19 protein-coding genes are annotated in these 21,771 nt (G+C 37.1%); 8 read left to right on the top strand and 11 right to left on the bottom strand.

What is annotated here, in order from left to right; translation table 11 throughout:
• Positions 1-33: 33 nt before the first annotated feature.
• Complete coding sequence (yyaC, locus tag ACOMCU_RS21870; RefSeq protein WP_421051381.1) at positions 34-666, top strand: spore protease YyaC; 633 nt, start codon at positions 34-36, stop codon at positions 664-666.
• On the opposite strand, the gene ACOMCU_RS21865 is transcribed toward yyaC, so the two are convergent.
• The 11 genes from ACOMCU_RS21865 to rpmH form a co-directional block, all read right to left on the bottom strand.
• On the bottom strand, positions 583-1,299 hold the full coding sequence (locus ACOMCU_RS21865) for a DUF554 domain-containing protein (RefSeq protein ID WP_421051380.1): 717 nt from the start codon (positions 1,297-1,299) through the stop codon (positions 583-585). The two genes, yyaC and ACOMCU_RS21865, sit on opposite strands and share 84 nt — an antisense overlap.
• 77 nt (positions 1,300-1,376) lie before the next feature.
• A complete protein-coding gene (locus ACOMCU_RS21860) occupies positions 1,377-2,225 on the bottom strand; it encodes a ParB/RepB/Spo0J family partition protein (protein WP_010860730.1) in 849 nt (282 codons plus the stop codon).
• Positions 2,218-2,979, bottom strand: a complete 762-nt coding sequence (locus ACOMCU_RS21855; RefSeq protein ID WP_010860731.1) for a ParA family protein — start codon at positions 2,977-2,979, stop codon at positions 2,218-2,220. The genes ACOMCU_RS21860 and ACOMCU_RS21855 overlap by 8 nt, the downstream gene beginning before the upstream one ends.
• Positions 2,980-3,222: 243 nt before the next feature.
• Complete coding sequence (gene noc, locus ACOMCU_RS21850) at positions 3,223-4,122, bottom strand: nucleoid occlusion protein (RefSeq protein ID WP_010860732.1); 900 nt, start codon at positions 4,120-4,122, stop codon at positions 3,223-3,225.
• A 179-nt stretch (positions 4,123-4,301) separates the two neighbouring features.
• Positions 4,302-5,018, bottom strand: coding sequence for a 16S rRNA (guanine(527)-N(7))-methyltransferase RsmG (rsmG, locus tag ACOMCU_RS21845; RefSeq protein ID WP_219363748.1), 717 nt, complete (start codon positions 5,016-5,018; stop codon positions 4,302-4,304).
• A 75-nt stretch (positions 5,019-5,093) separates the two neighbouring features.
• Positions 5,094-6,989, bottom strand: coding sequence for a tRNA uridine-5-carboxymethylaminomethyl(34) synthesis enzyme MnmG (gene mnmG, locus ACOMCU_RS21840; RefSeq protein WP_010860734.1), 1,896 nt, complete (start codon positions 6,987-6,989; stop codon positions 5,094-5,096).
• Positions 6,990-7,016: 27 nt separating this feature from the next.
• Positions 7,017-8,402 (bottom strand): tRNA uridine-5-carboxymethylaminomethyl(34) synthesis GTPase MnmE, encoded by a 1,386-nt coding sequence (gene mnmE / locus ACOMCU_RS21835; protein ID WP_421051379.1) that lies wholly within the window; start codon positions 8,400-8,402, stop codon positions 7,017-7,019.
• Positions 8,403-8,699: 297 nt separating this feature from the next.
• The gene (gene jag, locus ACOMCU_RS21830) at positions 8,700-9,515 is read right to left on the bottom strand and encodes an RNA-binding cell elongation regulator Jag/EloR (protein WP_421051378.1); all 816 of its coding nucleotides are present in this window, start codon (positions 9,513-9,515) and stop codon (positions 8,700-8,702) included.
• Complete coding sequence (yidC, locus tag ACOMCU_RS21825; RefSeq protein WP_010860737.1) at positions 9,512-10,282, bottom strand: membrane protein insertase YidC; 771 nt, start codon at positions 10,280-10,282, stop codon at positions 9,512-9,514. The genes jag and yidC overlap by 4 nt, the downstream gene beginning before the upstream one ends.
• A gap of 253 nt (positions 10,283-10,535) precedes the next feature.
• Positions 10,536-10,880: a ribonuclease P protein component gene (rnpA, locus tag ACOMCU_RS21820; RefSeq protein WP_421051377.1), complete on the bottom strand. Its 345-nt coding sequence runs from the start codon at positions 10,878-10,880 to the stop codon at positions 10,536-10,538.
• Positions 10,881-10,980: 100 nt separating this feature from the next.
• The gene (rpmH, locus tag ACOMCU_RS21815) at positions 10,981-11,115 is read right to left on the bottom strand and encodes a 50S ribosomal protein L34 (protein ID WP_004233310.1); all 135 of its coding nucleotides are present in this window, start codon (positions 11,113-11,115) and stop codon (positions 10,981-10,983) included.
• Positions 11,116-11,667: 552 nt separating this feature from the next.
• On the opposite strand from rpmH, the gene dnaA reads away from it, so the two are divergent.
• From dnaA to ACOMCU_RS21780, 7 genes are all read left to right on the top strand, one after another.
• A complete protein-coding gene (gene dnaA / locus ACOMCU_RS21810) occupies positions 11,668-13,017 on the top strand; it encodes a chromosomal replication initiator protein DnaA (protein ID WP_010860739.1) in 1,350 nt (449 codons plus the stop codon).
• A 168-nt stretch (positions 13,018-13,185) separates the two neighbouring features.
• On the top strand, positions 13,186-14,322 hold the full coding sequence (gene dnaN / locus ACOMCU_RS21805) for a DNA polymerase III subunit beta (protein ID WP_421051375.1): 1,137 nt from the start codon (positions 13,186-13,188) through the stop codon (positions 14,320-14,322).
• Positions 14,323-14,507: 185 nt separating this feature from the next.
• Positions 14,508-14,732: a S4 domain-containing protein YaaA gene (gene yaaA, locus ACOMCU_RS21800; protein WP_010860741.1), complete on the top strand. Its 225-nt coding sequence runs from the start codon at positions 14,508-14,510 to the stop codon at positions 14,730-14,732.
• Between the two features lie 3 nt (positions 14,733-14,735).
• Positions 14,736-15,851 carry a DNA replication/repair protein RecF gene (gene recF, locus ACOMCU_RS21795; RefSeq protein WP_421051374.1) on the top strand — a complete coding sequence of 372 codons (1,116 nt, stop codon included), beginning with the start codon at positions 14,736-14,738 and terminating at the stop codon, positions 15,849-15,851.
• A 91-nt stretch (positions 15,852-15,942) separates the two neighbouring features.
• Complete coding sequence (gene gyrB / locus ACOMCU_RS21790) at positions 15,943-17,880, top strand: DNA topoisomerase (ATP-hydrolyzing) subunit B (RefSeq protein WP_010860743.1); 1,938 nt, start codon at positions 15,943-15,945, stop codon at positions 17,878-17,880.
• 24 nt (positions 17,881-17,904) lie between these two features.
• Positions 17,905-20,376: a DNA gyrase subunit A gene (gene gyrA, locus ACOMCU_RS21785; protein WP_421051373.1), complete on the top strand. Its 2,472-nt coding sequence runs from the start codon at positions 17,905-17,907 to the stop codon at positions 20,374-20,376.
• A gap of 145 nt (positions 20,377-20,521) precedes the next feature.
• Positions 20,522-21,607, top strand: a complete 1,086-nt coding sequence (locus tag ACOMCU_RS21780) for an HD-GYP domain-containing protein (RefSeq protein ID WP_421051371.1) — start codon at positions 20,522-20,524, stop codon at positions 21,605-21,607.
• The last annotated feature ends 164 nt before the right edge of the window (positions 21,608-21,771 follow it).

The following is a 21,771-nucleotide window of genomic DNA, read 5'->3' as shown; positions in this document are numbered from 1 at the left end:
TTCTTACAAATAAAAAGGAAAGTGAGTTTTTTTATGAATACTATACCAGATTTGGTACTACCTTATTCGCTTCATCATGAAAGTAAAAATGCTGTTTGGCAGTTGAGTACATTATTTTTAGAATATATACCTTTTCAACATGAGCGCCTTATTTTTTGTTGTATTGGTAGTGACCGTTGTACAGGCGATACACTGGGACCTTTAACGGGTAGTTTTTTAAAAAAATCCGTTAGTTTCCCCTACGAAGTTGTAGGATCACTAGAAGACCCATTACATGCTCTCAATTTAGATGCCACACTACAACAGCTACACCATCATACTACGAAACCCTTCATTATTGCGATTGATGCATGTCTAGGAAGTGAACATAATCTTGGTCATATCGCTGTACAGAATGGACCGATTTTGCCTGGGAAGGCTGTAAAAAAACAATTGCCCCCAATTGGTGACATATCCGTTAAAGGAATTGTCAATATTGGCGGCTTTATGGAAATGCTTGTTTTACAAAATACAAGACTGCATATTTCTTATGCGATGGCTGAAAAACTTTCTAGGGCACTTTTATTAGCTGCTCATCGTTATTCATTGAAAAGGATAGATGATGCCGACCAAAATGCCGACAACGATGATTCCAGGCAACAAGTTAGCAGCCTTGATCTTGGTTAAACCTGCTATATTTAAACCGATTGCCAAAATCATGACACCACCAACAGCGGTCATTTCTGTAATGAACATTTGTAGTGCTGTATCTGGTATATAGGCACTGATGACGCCTGCAAAGAGCGCGATTATTCCTTGATATACAAACACAGGTACCGCAGATAATAGGACGCCAATACCTAATGTGGACGCTAAAATAATGGATGTAAAACCATCAATAATTCCTTTTGTTATTAGCACATTATGGTCATTGCGCAAACCACTATCGAGTGCACCTATTACGCCCATCGAACCAACAACAAATATTAACGAGGCAGTTACAAAGCCTTCGGCAATGCTAAGTTGATTGTCATCATTACGATTTTTGCTAAATAATGACTCTACCCATTGACCAAGTCGATTCATCTGCTTATCTAAATCCAGCCATTCACCTATTACTGTACCTACTACTAAACTTACCACTAAAATAATAAAATTATTACTTTCAAAGCCCATTTTTATCCCTAGTAATGCAACAGCTAAACCTATAATCGATAATACGGTAGCTTTCATAGACTCAGGTATATTTTTAAATATACGCCCCACTAATGCACCTGCCATTATGAGCACCGCATTAATTAATGCCCCTAGCAATACCACAATCTTTCCTTCCCTCTCTAGAAAAATAGAGAGCGCCTAGTATTTTGGCGCTCTGATTACGTTAGAGAAATTTCTAGCTATTCCTCCTGTAAATTTAATATTTCTAAAATGCGTTCCAAATCATCTTCTGAGTAAAATTCAATTTCAATTTTCCCTTTATTATTCGCCTTCTTAATTTGGACATTTGTTCCAAAATAATCTCGTAATTGTGATTCTTTAGCTGCAACAAAGATATCCTTTTTCTTCGGCTGCTCTGTTTCACGTGAAACTTCTTCGTTTAAATTTTGCACAAGCATTTCCACTTGGCGAACATTTAAGCCTTGCTTTATTATCTTACCTGCAACTTCGGAAATTTTTCTTTTATTTTTCAAGCCAAGTAAGGCACGTCCCTGCCCCATTGACAATGTACCCGCATTCATCAGTGTACGAACATCAGCTGGCAGAGCTAGTAAACGAACATGGTTGGCAATGTGTGGCCTACTCTTACCTAATCGTTTGGATAACTCTTCCTGTGTTAAATGTAGATTCTCCATTAAACTTTGATACGCTTCTGCCTCTTCAATGACGGTTAAGTCTTCACGTTGAAGGTTCTCTAGAATAGCTAATTCCATCATTTGTGCATCTGTAAGCTCTTTAACAATGGCTGGGATAGCATCTACACCCGCTAACAGTGATGCCCTAAAACGACGTTCTCCAGCGACAATCTCATATTTCCTAGCCTTTTTCCGTAAAGCAATTGGCTGTAAAATACCATGTTCTCGAATGGAATCTGCTAATTCTTGCAATGCTTCTTCATCAAAAATTTTGCGTGGCTGAAAAGGGTTTGCAACGATTAACTCCAATTGTATTTCTTCTACTTGTCCACTATGTTCAAGGGACTCCCCTGGAAATAATGCACCAATGCCTTTCCCTAAACCTTTAGCCATTTTTAATCACTTCCCTCGCCATCTCTAAATATACTTCTGCACCTCTTGATTTTGCATCATAAATGATAATAGGCTGTCCATGGCTAGGCGCCTCACTTAATCGCACATTACGAGGAATAATTGTTTTATATACTTTATCTTGAAAATATTTTTTTACTTCATCAATAACTTGTAAGCCTAAGTTTGTCCGTGCATCAAGCATCGTTAATAATACACCATCAATATATAGCTGCTGATTCAAATGCTTCTGTACTAAGCGTACAGTAGACAACAGCTGACTCAATCCCTCTAATGCGTAATACTCACATTGTACGGGAATAATCAGTGCATCTGAGGCTGTTAAAGCATTGATGGTTAGAAGACCTAATGACGGTGGGCAATCAATAATAATATAATCAAAGTCTTCTTTTACATCTTGTAATGCGTGCTTTAGACGTACTTCCCGTGAAATTGTTGAGACTAATTCAATTTCAGCCCCTGCAAGTGAGATTGTTGCAGGAACAATTGATAAATTTTCTACATTTGTTTCTTGAATGACATTTTCAACATTTTCATCATCAATTAACACATCATAGATACAACTTTGTATTTCTCCCTTATTAATGCCCAGTCCACTTGTTGTATTGCCCTGTGGATCCGTATCAATTAATAGCACTTTCTTTCCCAAGTATGCTAGACAAGCGCTCAAATTGACCGATGTCGTTGTTTTACCTACGCCACCCTTTTGATTGGCGATTGCTATAATTCTACCCATTTAAAAGCACCTGCTTTCATCTATCAAAGTTTGCTTTGATAAATCCATTTGTAAAATCATTGTTTAATACCGCTATCTTAATTCCCATTCTAACAAAAAAACACAACAGAGTTGTATAAAATATTGAGAATATATACAAAAAAGAAGACATCTCAGAAATATTCCTAAGATGTCTCCCCTATAAATAACATATAATTCAATAAAAATATTTTTCTGAAATAATTTTAAACTTCTATTATTCATTCAAGACTTTTTCTTTTTAGGTATCTTTACAGTGATTTGATAGTAATCCTCTGTATCTTCTTCTTCAGTATTTACAGTAATACCACTTTTCGTCACCATAGATAGCGATTGCTTAATGGTATTTAAGGCAATACGGACATCTTTACTTATTGCCTTTCGTTTTGGCTTAGCTTTCTTTGGCGCGGTTTCTTCCTGTTCCACTGACTCAGGATTTAATAGCATATGAATCTGCTCTTCTAGCTGACGGACATTCCACTCATTGTCAATTGATTGCTGTAAAATTGCTAATTGTAGCGGCTGATCTTTAATGGCAATCAATGCACGCGCATGCCTTTCAGAGATAGTGCGATTTAAAATAGCTTGCTGCACTTCTTCAGGAAGCTTTAATAAACGTAATTTATTGGCTACCGTGGATTGTCCTTTTCCAATTCGTTGGGCCAGTGCTTCTTGTGTTAGCTCATGAAGCTCTAATAATTTTTGATAGGCTATTGCTTCTTCAATTGCAGTTAACTCTTCACGTTGAAGATTTTCAATTAACGCAATAGAAGCTGTCTCCTTATCACTTAAGTTTCGTACAATCGCAGGCACTTCTGTCCATTGTAGTTTTTTCATCGCTCGGTAACGACGCTCACCAGCAATAATTTCATACTGATTCTCTGCTGTCATACGGACAACAATTGGTTGAATCACACCATGTGTATGAATGGTTCTTGATAATTCTTCAATTTTTTCATCATCAAAAATAGTACGTGGCTGAAAACGGTTTGGCACAATTTGATCTATTGGAAGCTTAATGACCTCTTCTGCAGTATTAACCGCCTCTGCTTGTTCTACTTCATTTTTCACAATAGGCTCTGCTTTATTTCCGCCTCCAAAAAAACGTGAAAAAGGACTTTTCATCCAAGTGGCACCACCTTTAAGTAACTATCTTGCTCTGTGTCATTCTATTATTATTTATTATATTTCCTAAAATGTATATAGTTCATAGATGTCATTTGCGTGAACCATCCCTAACTAGTATGTATGCTCAAAATAGAAAAAATATTTTCCACCTTGAGTCGTTCCACATGAAACACTAATTATTGAATTGGTGTTTTATTTGGTACACCTGGTTTACGCGGATATTTTTTCGGTGTTCCTTTTATTTTATCAAATATATATAAAGTTCGTTCACTTTCTTCAACAGGTAACAGGAAAGAAAATTCTTCTCTCAGTGTAACACCAAATGTAGCTAATGCTTTTTTAGCATCTTTCAATTCTTCTGCGCCTGCTGCGGCCTTTAAGGCAACAAAATAGCCATCTTGTTTTGCTAATGGTACACATAGCTCGGATAATACTGACAAGCGTGCTACGGCACGGGCTGTCACAACATCAAATTGCTCACGATATTTTACATTTTGGCCAAATTCCTCTGCACGAGCATGGACAAAGTGCATATGCTCCAATTGTAACTCATCGCTTAAATGATTTAAAAATGTGATTCGTTTATTTAAAGAATCTACAATTGTTACATGTAAATGTGGGAAGCAGATTTTAATTGGTATACTTGGGAAACCAGCTCCTGCGCCAACATCACATACTGTTGTAACTTGAGTAAAGTCAAAATAAAATGAGGCACTAATCGAATCATAAAAATGTTTTAAATAGACACCCTCTATATCCGTAATGGCCGTTAAGTTCATCTTCTCGTTCCACTCTACAAGTAGTTCAAAGTATTTCTTGAATTGTGCTATTTGCTTGTCAGAAAGCTCGATACCCTTACCCTTTAATGCCTCAATAAATTGTTGTTCGTTCATGTAAAGTCTCCTTTTTAAAAATAGGAAGCGGGCACAAAGGTATGCCCGCCTCTTATTCACTTTACTGTTGTTCTATTATTCGCCGCTTACACGTGCAATTTTACCTTGTTCAATATAGACAAGTAAAATTGAAATATCTGCTGGATTTACGCCAGAAATACGCGATGCTTGTGCAATAGAAAGTGGCGTTACTTGTTTTAATTTTTGTCTTGCTTCTGTAGCTAGCCCTGAAATTGCATCATAGTCTATATTTTCAGGGATTTTTTTATTCTCCATTTTATGAAGTTTTTCGACTTGTTGCAATGCCTTTTCAATATAACCTTCATATTTCAACTGAATTTCAACTTGTTCCTTCACTTCATCTGTCAATTCAATATCAGCTGGTATTAAAGAAGATATTAAATCATAATGCACTTCAGGACGTTTTAATAGATCTGCTCCCCTAATACCGTCTTTTAATTCACTTCCACCTACAGAACGGATAGCAGATTGTGTTGCTTCATTTGGTTTAATAATGACTTCGCGAAGACGCGCAATTTCATTTTCAATAAGCTCTTTTTTCTCCACGAATTTTGAAAAACGTTTTTCTGAAAGCATTCCAATCTTATATGCTCTCTCCATTAAGCGTAAATCAGCATTATCGTGACGAAGTAGAAGACGATATTCTGCACGGGATGTCAGTAAACGGTATGGCTCATTTGTCCCTTTTGTTACTAGATCATCAATGAGTACACCAATATAAGCCTCTGAACGACTTAAAATCAATTCTTCTTTACCAAGTACATTTGCAGCAGCATTCATCCCTGCCATTAAACCTTGTGCAGCAGCTTCTTCATAACCTGATGTTCCATTAATTTGACCAGCTGTATACAAGCCTTTAATGCGTTTTGTTTCTAATGTAGGCCATAGTTGTGTTGGCACGATTGCATCATATTCAATAGCATAGCCTGCACGCATCATTTCTGCTTTTTCTAAGCCAGGGATGGATTGTACTAAACGTTTTTGCACATGCTCAGGTAAGCTTGTTGATAATCCCTGTACATATACTTCACGCGTATTACGACCTTCTGGCTCTAAGAAAATTTGATGGCGCGGTTTATCATTAAATCGTACAACTTTGTCTTCAATTGATGGGCAATAACGTGGGCCTGTCCCTTTAATCATGCCTGAGTACATCGGTGAAAGATGTAAATTTTCTTCAATAATTTCATGCGTTTGCTGACTCGTATAAGTTAGCCAACAAGGTAATTGATCCATGATGAATTCAGTAGTATCAAAGCTAAACGCACGTGGTTCATCGTCTCCTGGTTGAATCTCTGTTTTAGAATAATCAATTGTACGATTGTTCACACGCGGCGGTGTACCCGTTTTAAAGCGCACAAGATCAAACCCAAGATGTTTTAAGTTATCTGCTAAACCAATTGATGGTTGTTGGTTATTTGGACCACTTGAATATTTGACATCTCCGATAATAATTTCACCACGTAAGAATGTACCTGTTGTTACAACAACTGTTTTCGCACGATAAATGGCGCCTATTTGCGTAATTACACCTTTTACTTCATCTTCTTCTACAATCAGTTCCTCCACCATTGCTTGGTGAATTGTTAAGTTTTCATTTTCTTCTAATACACGTTTCATTTCATGTTGGTACAATACTTTGTCAGCTTGTGCGCGTAATGCACGTACAGCAGGACCTTTTCCCGTATTTAGCATGCGCATTTGTATATGCGTTTTATCTATAACTTTCCCCATGACACCACCAAGTGCATCAATTTCACGTACGACGATTCCTTTAGCAGGTCCGCCAATTGACGGATTACATGGCATAAATGCAATCATATCTAAATTGATTGTTAGCATCAGTGTGTTAGCACCCATTTTGGCTGCAGCATAAGCAGCTTCTGAGCCTGCATGACCTGCACCAATTACAATTACATCAAACGTGCCTGCCTCATATTGTGTTGGCATGCTCGTATCTTCCCTTCTCTAGTAGAATTATTTCCCTAAACAAAATTGTGAAAATAGCTGATTAATTAGGCTTTCTTGTACCGTATCGCCAATAATTTCACCAAGTATCTCCCACGTTCTTGTTACATCTATTTGCACCATATCAACTGGTACACTAGCTTGTGCAGCTGCTAATGCATCCTCTACCGTAGCTTGTGCTTGGTGAAGTAATGCAATATGACGTGCATTTGATACATATGTTAAATCGCCCGCTTCAATTTGCCCCTCAAAAAATAATGCGGCAATTGCTTCTTCAAGCTCTATGACTCCTTCTTCTTGTAAGAGAGAAGTTGTCACAATGCGATGTTTGCCTGCCAACTCTTTAACGCGAGCTAAATCTATTTTTTGCGGTAAATCTGTTTTATTTACAACGACGATATAATCCATCGCTTCAATTGTCTCGAAAAGACGCTCATCCTCAACCGTTAATGCATCTGAATAGTTTAATACCAATAAAATTAAATCTGCACCACGCAACGCCTCTCGAGAACGTTCCACACCAATTCGCTCTACAATATCTTCTGTCTCTCGAATACCTGCAGTATCGACTAAACGAAGTGGAACACCACGTACATTCACGTACTCTTCTATAATATCACGAGTTGTCCCTGCTATATCTGTCACAATGGCTTTATTTTCTTGCACTAAACTATTTAAAAGTGAAGATTTCCCGACATTTGGGCGACCTAAAATAACTGTGGATAAGCCTTCTCGTAAAATTTTTCCATGAGAAGAAGTCTTTAGCAGTTGAATGATTTCATTTCGTACCCACGTACATTTTTCAAGTAATACGGGTACCGTCATTTCTTCTACATCATCATACTCTGGATAATCTATATTAACTTCTACTTGCGCTAATGTCTCTAGCAATGCTTGGCGTAAATCACCGATTAGACGAGATAGTTTGCCATCCATTTGGCCAAGAGCTACGTTCATTGCACGATCCGTCTTCGCACGAATTAAATCCATCACCGCTTCCGCCTGCGATAAATCAATACGTCCATTTAAAAATGCTCTTTTCGTAAATTCACCTGGCTCTGCAAGCCTTGCACCATTTGTTAATACTAATTTTAATACTCGATTAACAGACACAAGCCCACCATGACAGTTGATTTCAACTACGTCCTCACGCGTAAATGTTTTCGGTCCACGCATTAACGACAGCATTACTTCCTCTACTACCTCTTTTGTCTTTGGCTCTACTAAGTGCCCATAATGAATTGTATGTGAAGCCTTCGTTGTTAAACTTTGACCACCTGGTGATTTGAATATTTTATCTGCAATTGCTACTGCATCGTCCCCACTCAAGCGAACAATTGCAATAGCACCTTCACCCATTGGTGTGGATATTGCAGCAATTGTATCGAACTCCATTTAATTACCTCCTTCACGTTATCCACATGTGGATAAACATAACCGACCAAAACTTTCTAACAACTTAGATTAACATATTTTTAAAAAAATCTAAAGTAAGGATAACTTCCAATTGTGGACAACATTTGCGCTAAACCATTTATTGTTTTCTAATTGCTCTAGAAACAAAAATCGACAAGATCCTTCGACATTTGGATATGGGATTATCCACAGAAAAAAGGTCATTTTATCATAACGATAAAATGACCTAGGCTATTATAATTTGTCTGTACGTTTTTAGTGAAGGAACTGTGTTCGTTATTTAACAGGTTCTATGACTAAATAACGATTAGGTTCTGTTCCTTCTGAGTAAGTTTCAATATCTAGGCGATTAGCCAATTGATTATGAATAATCTTTCTTTCATACGACTGCATCGGCTCAAATGCCACACGATGATTTAAACGAAGTGCCTTGTCAGCCATACGATCCGCCAACTGCTCTAATGCTTCTTGGCGACGTTCACGATAGTTTTCTACGTCTAATTTCACCATTAAGAACTGCTTAGCACTTTTATTTAACACAAGTTGTGTTAATTGCTGCAAAGAATTTAATGTTTGCCCTCGTTTTCCTATGAGCAGTGCTGCTTTTTCACTTTTTAGCTGAAATAATACGTATTTACCTTCACGTGCTGTGTCAATTTCAAGATCTTGAATGTCCAATTGTTCAGCAATATTTACTAAATAAGCTTTTGCTTCTTCAATTGGGTTTGCAGAGTTCTCTTCTTCCTCTGTACTTTCTTCTACTATGACTTGTTGGACAGCTTCGATTCCCATTGTTTGTTCAGAAACTTGTGAACTTACTGTTTCAACATCATCTAAGTCTGTTGCTTTGAACGATAGTTCCTTAGCCGAATGCTTTTGCTCAGCTACTTGTACTACGTCAATAGCTGGCTGAACTTGCTCTTCTTTTACTGTCACACGAACTTCTGCAGATCGTGCACCAAAACCTAAAAATCCTTTTTTGCCTTCTTGTAAAACTTCAACATCTACTTGTTCACGGGTTTTGCCAAGTTTCTGTAACGCCAATGAGATCGCTTCTTGTGTTGTTGCGCCTATTTGCGTAAGTTGTTTCACTTTTTAGCCCCTCCATTTTGAGCAGGTTGTGTTTTATCCTTTTGCCAAGGTTTGTAAATAAAAAGGTTTTGGAGAATCGAGATAATGTTCCCGATTACCCAGTACAATGATAATGCCGCTGGTAAAGCCATACCGAAACCAATAATCATGAATGGCATAATGTACATCATCATCTTCATTTGAGGGTTGTCCATTGCTGGGCCCGTACGTAATACGATAAATTGCATTAAACCAGCAAGAATCGCTAGTACTGGTGCTGGATCTGCTAATGGGAACATAAAGAAATTTCCTAAATCAAAAGCAGATGTAGCATTCATACGACTAATCGCATGATAGAAACCAATTAAAATTGGCATTTGAATAAACGCAGGTAAACATCCAGCAATAGGATTGGCTCCCGATTCACTCATTAACTTCATCATTTCTTGTTGGTACTGTTTCTGCGTTTGTGCATCCTTAGAAGCGTACTTCTTTTGCAATTCCTTCATTTTTGGCTGAAGTTCTTGCATTTTTTTAGAACTCTTTGTTTGTTTAATCATTAATGGAAGAATCGCTAAACGAATAATAATTGTTACTGCAATAATCCCCCATGCATACGTACCGAGTAAATCAGCAAAGTACTTAATCGCTGATACTAATGGCCAAACGATGAATTCATTCCAGAAGCCTTCGCTATCTTTGGAGATAGGCTCATTAAATTCTGTACAACCAGATAGCAGCAATGCTACGGATACTAGCGACAAAATTACCCAAAGTTGTTTTTTCAACCGTCTTCCCCCTACAAACCTATTCAATTTTCTTAAATCTATCTACGTTCTTTCTTACTTCTTCTTTACTCAACACATTCTCTCGCTTTTGAATAAAGTTAACAGTTATTTTATCATGCAAATAAGCTTTGACTCTACTAATTGTTCCAACTTAATATACCCATTCAAATAAGGAGAGTTACTATATTTACATTTGCTACAGTGGAACTTTATACGAAAGTGCGCTTTGTTGCCACTTTATTTGCCGTACGTACTATGCTTTTTTTAAAACTTTAGCAATTCGTAATACATGCTGCAAACTTTGTTTCACTTCATGAAAATCCATAGTGGCCGCCGGATGTCTGGCGATAATAACATAGTCCATATTCGGCTTGAGCTCATCTTTTAATTCATGAATGCTTTGTCGAATATAACGCTTAATCTGGTTGCGTGTTACCGCATTTCCAACCTTTTTACTAACCGATAAACCTATGCGTAATTCCGTTTGTCCCTCTTTTGGTAAATAATAAATGACAAACTGGCGATTAGCGAAAGACTTTCCCTTTTTAAACACCTTTTGAAAATCTTCATTCTTTTTCACTCGTTGGCGTTTTTTCATTACTTTCACCTGCTACTAAATAATATCCTTCAATCTTTATTGTTAGGTTTACCAAAAATAAAGAAAAAAAAGACCACTGATGTGGCTCAGTGGACTTATTTTATGCTGATAAAACTTTTCTACCTTTACGACGGCGAGCAGCTAGAACTTTACGACCGTTTTTCGTGCTCATGCGTGCGCGGAAACCGTGAACTTTGCTGTGCTTACGCTTTTTTGGTTGGTAAGTACGTTTCATGTTTATAGACACCTCCTGAATGAAAGTTGAATTTTTCAACATACAGACCTGCATATTATATAAAGTAATCAGCTATTTTGTCAATGTATTTCATAAATTTCTTTCGACAATTATTTCTCGGTTATTATTTTGCTTAATTATAATTATCCACAGAAAACTTGTCTTTTTTACACAGAGTTGTGTATAGTATTTTTTGCATGTTTTTTTATCCACAAGTGTTATCTACAGCTTTTTCACATAAGCAGTGCTTGTGGACAACTCAAAAGTGCATAAACAAAGGTTGTGTGGATAAGTTTCACAAACTATTGAAATAGCTTTGTTTTTCTGATACGATAACTGTGCTTCACTTTGTTGAAAACTGAAACGAACTAATCTTTTATCCACAACTGTTGATATGCTGTGGATAATTTTTATCACAGCCTTTGGTTAAGTTTTATCCACAGCTTGTGATTTTGTGGACTAGTCGTAAAATGAACGTATTTACTTATCACATAAATGCACTAAATTTTTTTATTGCTGTATATGTATTGAACTGTAAAGGAGAATAGCAGCTTGGAACATTTAGAAGAATTATGGAATAATGTCCTGGCTCAAGTTGAACAAAAAATTTCTAAACCAAGCTTCGAAACGTGGCTAAAGTCTACAAAACTACTTTCTTACAATGGAAGTGGATCAACCGTGACAATTGCTGCGCCAAATTCGTTTGCTCGAGATTGGCTTGAGAATCATTATATTCATTTGATTACAGGTATATTAACGGAGCTTACAGGCGAAGACTTGCTTATTAAATTTGTTGTTCAAAAAAACCAGGATTCGGACGATTTTGATTTACCAGCGCCTATTATCCAAGCAAAAAATAACGATCATCATGATATTTCACCAGGTATGTTAAATCCGAAATATACATTTGATACGTTTGTCATAGGCTCTGGAAACCGCTTTGCACATGCTGCCTCGTTAGCTGTTGCAGAAGCACCTGCGAAGGCTTATAACCCTTTCTTTATATATGGGGGAGTAGGGCTTGGTAAAACCCATTTAATGCACGCCATTGGCCACTATGTGTTAGAACATAATCCCAATGCAAAAGTTGTGTACTTATCATCCGAGAAGTTTACAAATGAATTTATTAACTCTATTCGTGATAATAAGGCACTCGATTTTCGCAATAAATATCGTAATGTAGATGTGCTGCTAATTGATGATATTCAATTCTTAGCCGGAAAAGAATCTACACAAGAAGAATTTTTCCATACATTTAACACATTGCATGAGGAATCAAAGCAAATTGTTATTTCAAGTGACCGCCCACCAAAGGAGATTCCCACATTAGAGGATCGCTTACGCTCCCGGTTTGAATGGGGATTGATTACTGATATTGCACCACCCGATTTAGAGACTCGTATTGCTATTCTACGGAAAAAGGCAAAAGCAGATGGTCTAGACGTTCCAAATGAAGTAATGCTCTATATTGCGAACCAGATTGACTCCAATATCCGGGAGCTTGAAGGTGCGCTTATTCGTGTCGTGGCGTACTCATCGCTTGTTAACAAGGACATTAACGCTACATTAGCTGCTGAAGCGTTGAAAGATATAATTCCTAATTCTAAACCACGAACTGTCTCCATTTTAGATATTCAAAATGCAGTAGGAGAGCACTTTAATATTCGTTTAGAGGATTTTGTCGCTAAAAAACGAACGAAATTAATTGCATTTCCACGTCAAATTGCGATGTTTTTATCACGCGAATTAACAGATTTTTCGCTGCCGAAAATTGGAGAAGAATTTGGGGGTCGTGATCATACAACAGTTATCCATGCTCACGAAAAAATATCTTCTATGTTGAAAAATGACACTCAGCTGCAACAAGATATTAAACAAATACGGAGCATGCTAGGGAAATAATCCTGTGGACAATTCAATTATTTAAACACAAACTTATGCACAGTCTATCTACATGTGGATAGACTGATTTCATTCATCTCAAAGCACTTATCCACAAATCCACAGGGCCTATTACTATATCTTTTAATATTTAATAAATAAATAATATAAATATGTGAGGGAAAACAAATGAAATTTGATATTTTACGTGACCGTTTATTAGAGGGTTTAAATGATGTCATGAAAGCTGTAAGTTCTAAAACGACTATTCCGATTTTAACGGGGATAAAAATTGATGTGACAAATGAGGGTATCCGTTTAACAGGTAGTGATGCAGACATTACAATTCAAACATTTATTCCTGTAGAAGAAGATGGCCAACAAATTATCCAGATAGCAGAAACAGGTTCAATTGTTGTACAAGCTCGTATGTTCAATGAAATAGTACGTAAATTACCAACAAATGATGTTGAAATTCAAGTAACAGCTGGTTTCCAAACACATATTCGTTCAGGTAAATCTGAATTCCATTTAATTGGCTCAGATGCAGTAGAGTATCCTTTACTACCTGAATTAACGGAAGATCAAAAATTTACTATACCTGCAGACCTATTAAAAACAATTATCCGTGAAACAGTATTTGCAGTTGCCACTTCAGAAAGCAGACCGGTGTTGACAGGTGTAAACTGGCAGATCAAAAATGAAGCTTTAATCTGTGTTGCAACAGATAGTCATCGTCTAGCAAGACGAAAAGTACAATTAGAAAATTTACCAGCTGTCGAACATAGCGTAGTAATTCCTGGAAAAAGCTTAAATGAATTAAATAAGGTGTTAGAAGATTCTACAAACCTTGTTCAAATTGTTATTACTAGCCAGCAAGTATTATTTAAAACTGGGGATGTATTATTCTTCTCTCGTTTACTAGAAGGCAATTACCCAGATACAACACGTTTAATTCCAGAAGAATATCAAACAAATGTGACGATTAATGGTAAAGCATTATTACAGGCAATCGATCGTGCATCACTTGTAGCTCGCGGTGATCGTAATAATGTCGTGCGCTTCGACATTTTAGATAATCAAGCTGTCGAAGTGTCATCCAATTCACCAGAAATAGGTAAAGTGCAAGAAGAAATTCCAGTAGAAGCATTAGAAGGGGAGAGCTTAAAGATTTCCTTTAGTGCGAAATACATGATGGAAGCCTTAAAAGCAATTGATGGTCAAGATGTCGTTATTCAATTTACAGGGGCTATGAGACCATTTATTTTACGTTCTGTACATGATGACGCGATTCTACAGTTAATTTTACCAGTTCGTACTTACTAATTTTTATGACGTAGGTAGCTGGTTAAAGAACCGTTCTTAAAGTTCACTTTATTTGCCAGTCACCACTAATAACTTTGATAAGCTTTAGGAGATAGTCGTTAACTGCGGCTATCTTTTTTTACTTATGGTGCATTTTTAGGTATGATAGAGAGATAGATATTCTGTATTTGGAGGGTGGCACAACTATGAAAGACATTGAAATTGACGTTGAGTTTGTGACGTTAGGACAACTTTTGAAAATGACCGATGCTATTAGCTCAGGTGGTATGGCTAAATGGTTTTTACACGAAAATGAAGTATACGTAAATGGTGAGGTAGATGATCGCCGTGGTCGCAAATTGCGTAATGGAGACGTTGTAAATATACCTGGATGTGGTCGGTTTCGTATCGTTGGACCCGCTGGACAATAAACTATGCATATTGAGCAGTTAAAACTTACAAATTACCGCAACTATGATACTTTAGCGTTAAATTTCTCTCCAAAAATTAATGTATTTATTGGTGAAAATGCGCAAGGGAAAACAAATGTTATGGAATCCATTTACGTATTGGCCATGGCTAAGTCACATCGTACGACGAACGATAAAGAATTGATACGTTGGGATTCAGACTATGGTAAAATAGAAGGGGCCATTCAAAAAAGGCACGGAATTTTACCAATTGAGCTTACGATTACGAAAAAGGGTAAAAAAGGTAAAATAAATCATATCGAGCAAAGTCGCCTTAGTCATTATATTGGTCAAATGAATGTGGTTATGTTTGCACCCGAAGATTTGAATGTCGTAAAAGGGAGTCCGCAAATACGACGACGTTTTATTGATATGGAGATTGGACAAATATCTCCAGTCTACTTACATGATTTATTAACCTTTCAAAAAATTTTAAAACAACGTAATCATTATTTAAAACTGAACCAAGGCAAGGTAACGACAGATGATGTGATGTATGAAGTCTATAATGAGCAATATATTCACGCAGCTACCCAAATTATTCGTAAAAGATTTCAATTTATGGATTTATTACAGGAGTGGGCAGAACCAATTCACGCAGGTATTTCACAAGGTAAAGAAACATTAGCTATTAAATACCGCACAGTAGCGGGTATTGAAAAAGAACACACTCCTAGTGAAGTTGAAAATCTTTTGCACAAAAAGCTGTTAGAGGTAAAGGCTCGTGAATTTGAACGAGGCGTAACTATGGTTGGGCCACATAGAGATGATTTGCAGTTTTTAGTGAATAACTATGATGTGCAGACATATGGTTCTCAAGGGCAACAACGTACAACTGCTTTGTCATTAAAGCTCGCCGAAATAGAATTAATTAAACAAGAAACAAATGAAACACCCATTCTACTTTTAGACGATGTATTGTCGGAACTCGATGATTATCGCCAATCGCATTTATTAAATACCATTCAAGGTGAGGTCCAAACTTTTGTAACTACTACAAGTGTTGATGGAATTCATCATGAGACGATGGAACATGCACAACTGTTCCACGTGAAACAAGGTGCGATTGAGGAAAGTTAGCCAGGGAGTTTTTTAGATTATAAAAGAATGGTAATAGTCAGCTCGGTTGACTGTTCATTCATTTACACACAATGATGTTATGAAGGAGTAGATGAAAGCCGTGGCTATAGAAAACGAAGGTTTACAAAATCAAGCTTATGAAGCCGATCAGATACAGGTATTGGAAGGTTTAGAAGCGGTTCGTAAAAGACCAGGGATGTATATCGGTTCAACAAGCTCCAAAGGGCTTCACCATTTAGTATGGGAAATCGTTGATAATAGTATAGATGAGGCTCTTGCAGGATTCTGTACAGATATTACAGTAACAATTGAAAAGGAAAACTGGATTCGCGTAGAAGATAATGGACGAGGAATTCCAGTTAGTATTCAAGAAAAAATGGGTAAGCCTGCTGTCGAGGTTATTATGACAGTGCTACATGCTGGTGGTAAGTTCGGTGGTGGTGGATACAAAGTATCAGGAGGTCTCCATGGCGTAGGAGCATCTGTAGTTAATGCCCTTTCTATTGAGACAATCGTTCAAGTGCATCGTGAGGGACATATTCACGAAATTATATTTGAACGCGGGAAAACAATTCAGGCTTTAACTGTTATTGGCGATACTGATCGTAATGGTACAACTACACGCTTCAAAGCAGACCCTGAAATATTCAAAGAGACAACAGTTTATGAATTTGATATTTTAGCTCATCGTATTCGTGAATTAGCTTATTTAAACAGAGGTATCCGCATTACAATTGCAGATGAACGAGAAGAAGAAAAACGTTCTACTACATATCATTATGAAGGTGGTATCCGTTCTTATGTAGAGCACTTGAATCAATCTAAAGAACCAATCCATGAACCGATTGATGTTCTTGGTGAAAAAGATGGTATTTCAGTAGAAATTGCGATGCAATATAACGCTGGATTCTCTTCAAATATTTTTTCATTTGCTAATAATATTAATACGTACGAAGGTGGTACACATGAGTCTGGCTTTAAAACGGCTCTCACACGTGTTATCAATGATTACGCACGTAAAAATGGATTACTAAAAGAGGCAGATACAAATCTTACGGGTGAAGATGTTCGTGAAGGCTTAACAGCTATTGTCTCTGTTAAGCATCCTGACCCACAATTTGAAGGGCAAACGAAAACAAAGTTGGGTAACTCTGAAGTAAGCCAAATCACAAATGCTTTATTCTCAGATGGTTTTGAGCGATTCATGCTAGAAAATCCGACGGTAGCTCGTAAAGTTGTTGAAAAAGGTTTAATGGCTGCTCGTGCACGTGTTGCTGCGAAAAAAGCGCGTGAATTTACACGTCGTAAATCAGCTCTTGAAGTGTCGAGTTTACCAGGTAAATTAGCTGACTGCTCTTCTACGAATCCAGCTGACTGTGAAATATATATTGTTGAGGGTGATTCTGCCGGTGGTTCCGCAAAATCTGGTCGTGACCGTCACTTCCAAGCAATTTTGCCATTGCGAGGTAAAATCCTTAACGTTGAAAAGGCACGTTTAGACAAAATTTTATCGAATGCAGAAATACGTGCGATGATTACCGCATTTGGTACGGGTATTGGTGAAGAATTCAGCTTAGAAAAGGCACGTTATCATAAAATCGTTATTATGACGGATGCCGATGTCGATGGTGCGCATATTCGTACGTTGCTCTTAACATTCTTTTTCCGTTTCCTAAGACCATTAATCGAGGCGGGTTATATTTATATTGCTCAGCCACCACTTTATCAAGTGAAACAAGGCAAGCACGTTGAATATTGCTATGATGATGAAACATTAAAAGAAATTTTAGAGCGCTTACCAAAAATGCCAAAACCAAATGTACAACGTTATAAAGGTCTTGGAGAAATGAATGCGGAACAACTTTGGGAAACAACGATGGATCCTGAGTATCGCACATTGCTACAAGTAGAATTAGATGACGCAATCAAAGCAAATCAAGCATTTGAGCGTTTAATGGGTGATGAAGTTGAACCCCGTCGTCAATTTATCGAAGAAAACGCAGTATATGTAAAAAATTTAGATATTTAATTTTCGTGAGGGGAGGTCTACACTTTGTCAGAACAAGAACGCTCCGGTGTTAAAGGAATTAATATAACAGAAGAAATTGAAACATCCTTTCTCGATTATGCAATGAGTGTAATCGTATCACGTGCATTACCAGACGTACGTGATGGACTAAAACCAGTACATCGTCGTATTTTATATGGCATGCAAGAGTTAGGAAATACAGCAGATAAAGCGTATAAAAAATCAGCACGTATTGTTGGGGATGTAATGGGTAAGTTTCACCCACATGGTGACTCGTCCATTTATGACGCAATGGTGCGTATGGCGCAAGACTTTAGTTACCGTTACATGCTCGTTGACGGCCATGGTAACTTTGGATCTGTCGATGGCGATGGTGCTGCAGCGATGCGTTATACTGAGTCTCGCATGTCTCGTATTGCAATGGAGATGCTCCGTGATATTAACAAAAATACAATTGACTATACTGACAACTACGATGGTTCTGAAAAGGAACCAGTTGTTCTACCAAGTCGTTATCCAAACTTATTAGTAAATGGTGCAGCGGGGATAGCTGTTGGGATGGCCACGAATATTCCACCACATCAACTTGGAGAGACAATCGATGCAGTACTAGCACTTTCTGAAAATCCTGCGATTACAACAGAAGAGCTTATGGAAATTATCCCTGGACCTGATTTCCCGACTGGCGGTTTAATTTTAGGTCGGAGCGGCATTCGTCGTGCCTATGAAACTGGGCGCGGATCAATTATTATTCGTGCAAAAGTAGAAATTGAACAAAAAGCGAATGGTAAAGAAACAATTCTTATTCATGAATTGCCTTATCAAGTAAACAAAGCAAAGCTTATTGAAAAGATTGCAGAGCTTGTACGTGATAAAAAAATAGATGGCATTACAAACTTAAGGGATGAATCAGACCGTCGTGGTATGCGTGTGGTCATTGAAGTGCGTAAAGACGCCAATGCCAATGTCGTTTTAAATAATTTATATAAACAAACAGCAATGCAATCAAGCTTCGGCATTAATATGTTGTCGCTAGTAAATGGTCAACCAAAAGTAATGGGCTTAAAAGAGATGCTATATCATTATCTTGAGCATCAAAAAGTCATTATTCGTCGTCGTACAGAATTTGATTTAAAGAAAGCAGAAGACCGTGCACATATTTTAGAAGGTTTACGAATTGCACTTGATCATATCGATGAAATAATTGCAATTATTCGTGGCTCTCGTAGTGGTGATGAAGCGAAGCCGCAATTGATGGAACGATTTAATTTATCAGAGCGTCAAGCACAAGCAATTTTAGACATGCGCTTAGTACGTTTAAGTGGTTTAGAGCGTGAAAAAATAGAAGCAGAATATCAAGAGCTACAAGTGCTAATTGCTGAGTTGAAAGCAATCTTAGCAGACGAAGCAAAAATTGTTGAAATTATTCGTACTGAAATAATAGAAGTAAAAGAACGTTTTAATGATACACGTCGCACAGAAATTACATCTGGCGGTATGGAAATGATAGAGGACGAGGATTTAATTCCTGTCGAAAATTCAGTAGTCACTTTAACTCATAACGGTTATATTAAGCGTTTAGCTGCGAATACATATCGCAGTCAAAAGCGTGGTGGTCGTGGTGTACAAGGGATGGGTACAAACGAAGATGATTTCGTAGAACACCTGATGAATACATCTACACATGATACAATTCTATTCTTTACATCAAAAGGCAAAGTATTCCGAGCAAAAGGTTATGAGATTCCTGAATACGGTCGTACAGCAAAAGGACTACCAATTGTTAACTTACTCAATATTGAAAAAGATGAGAAAGTAACTGCGATGATCCGTGTTGCTTCATTTGAAGACGATGCATACTTTATCTTTACGACAAAAACAGGTATTACAAAACGTACACCAGTATCACAATTTGCGAATATCCGTACAAATGGCTTAATAGCAATTAGCTTACGTGAAGATGATGATTTAATTGCTGTTCGTTTAACAGATGGTTCTAAACAAGTGATTATAGGTACGCGTGATGGAATGCTTGTACGTTTCCAAGAAGATGATATTCGCTCAATGGGTCGTACAGCTGGCGGTGTTCGTGGTATTAAACTACGTGACGGTGACGAAGTAGTTGGAATGGAAATCGTTGAGTCTGGGGAAGAAATTCTAGTTGTTACTGCAAAAGGTTACGGCAAACGTACTTCTGAGGAAGAATATCGTTTACAAAGTCGTGGTGGTGTTGGATTAAAAACAATTCAAATTACGGATAAAAACGGTCCTATGGTAGCTGTAAAAACTGTTGATGGTTCTGAGGATTTAATGCTAATTACAATTAATGGCATGTTGATACGTATGGACGTAAATGATATTTCGTTAATTGGTCGTAGCACACAAGGTGTTCGTTTAATTCGTTTAGGAGATGACGAACTGGTTGCAACTGTTGCGAAAGTTGAAAAAGAAGAAGATGACGATTCTTCTGAAGATGATGAACAAGTAGTAGAATAGTAAAAAACCGATGATCGGCACACTATTGTTGTCGTCATCGGTTTTTATTATAAATCATGAAAAATAAGTAATTATTTTGAATTCCATGATAAAATGAAATAACCTTAATGTTAAGCAAGTGAAATAGTGAAGAGGTGTTAATTTCGTGGAAACTATACATGTCCCAATTTCAGAGTTACGCATGGGTAAAGTAATATCTGAAGATATTTTTGCTAATACGCAATATCCAATAATTTTTAAAGACACAATAATTTCCCATGAGCATCTGCCGGTTTTTAGTGCATTTAATATTGCAAGGGTCCCTGTATATAAAGATGGGATGAAAGATGCTCAGTTAAATGACGACAAAGAATTAGAAGTTGCAATTCCACCTGAAGCTATCCCAACTTTTAGAAGGGTGTACAACAATTCTGTTGAGCAATTTAAAAGGGAATTTAAAAATTGGGAAGCTGGTGCCAAGGTAGATATTGCGAAAGCACGTACAATTATTCTTCCTCTGCTAGAGATGGTATTAGAAGATCGTACAATTATTTTTGATTTAAACGAGTATTCGAATCCTAAGGACTATTTATATCACCATTGTGTAGCAACTGCGTTGATTTCTTCTGTTATTGCACAAAAATTAGGTTATGATAGAGGACTCACGATTCAAATAGCAATTGGGGGTTTATTAGCAGATTGTGGTATGGCTAAAATTCACCCGCGTATTCGGGATAAAAAGACGACGTTAACAGAGCAAGAATTCGATGAGATTTATAAGCATCCTATCTATAGTTATAATATGGTCAAGGATCTAACAATTTTAAAAGATACGATGAAAGAAGCTATCTTTCAACACCATGAGCGTTTAAACGGAAGCGGTTATCCTAAAGGTGAAAAAATCGCCAACATATCTATTTTCGCACAAATAATTGCAGTTGCTGATGTATTTCATGCAATGACATGTGAACGCGTATATCGATCCAAGCAATCTTCTTTTAAAGTGATAGAAATGGTTAATGAATCTGAATTTGGAAAGTTTGATATTAAAGTAGTAAGAGCACTTATTGATTTAGTCGCTGATTTACCTATAGGTACAATTGTTGAACTTTCTAATTTAGAACGTGGTGAAGTAATGTTCGTCAACAAATTTGCTCCAACACGGCCTCTTATTAAATTAAGTAACACAGGAGAGATTTTTGATTTAGGGAAAAACCGTACGTTCTATATTTCACGTATAATTACTAATTAACAAAATTGTAGTAAGGCGATCATCTAGAATATTGATTGCCTTATTTTCTTTATAATCAATGATACTTCAAAACTATTTTAATTTTTTTATAGAAAGTGTTGACATAGTTTTAGAATCTTGATACTATAAGTAAGTCGCCAAGAGGTGACGCAGTAAACGCAACA

Source organism: Lysinibacillus sp. UGB7 (assembly GCF_049058285.1).
Classification (GTDB): Bacteria; Bacillota; Bacilli; order Bacillales_A; family Planococcaceae; genus Lysinibacillus; species Lysinibacillus sphaericus_B.
This window is presented reverse-complemented; position numbering and strand designations above follow the sequence as displayed.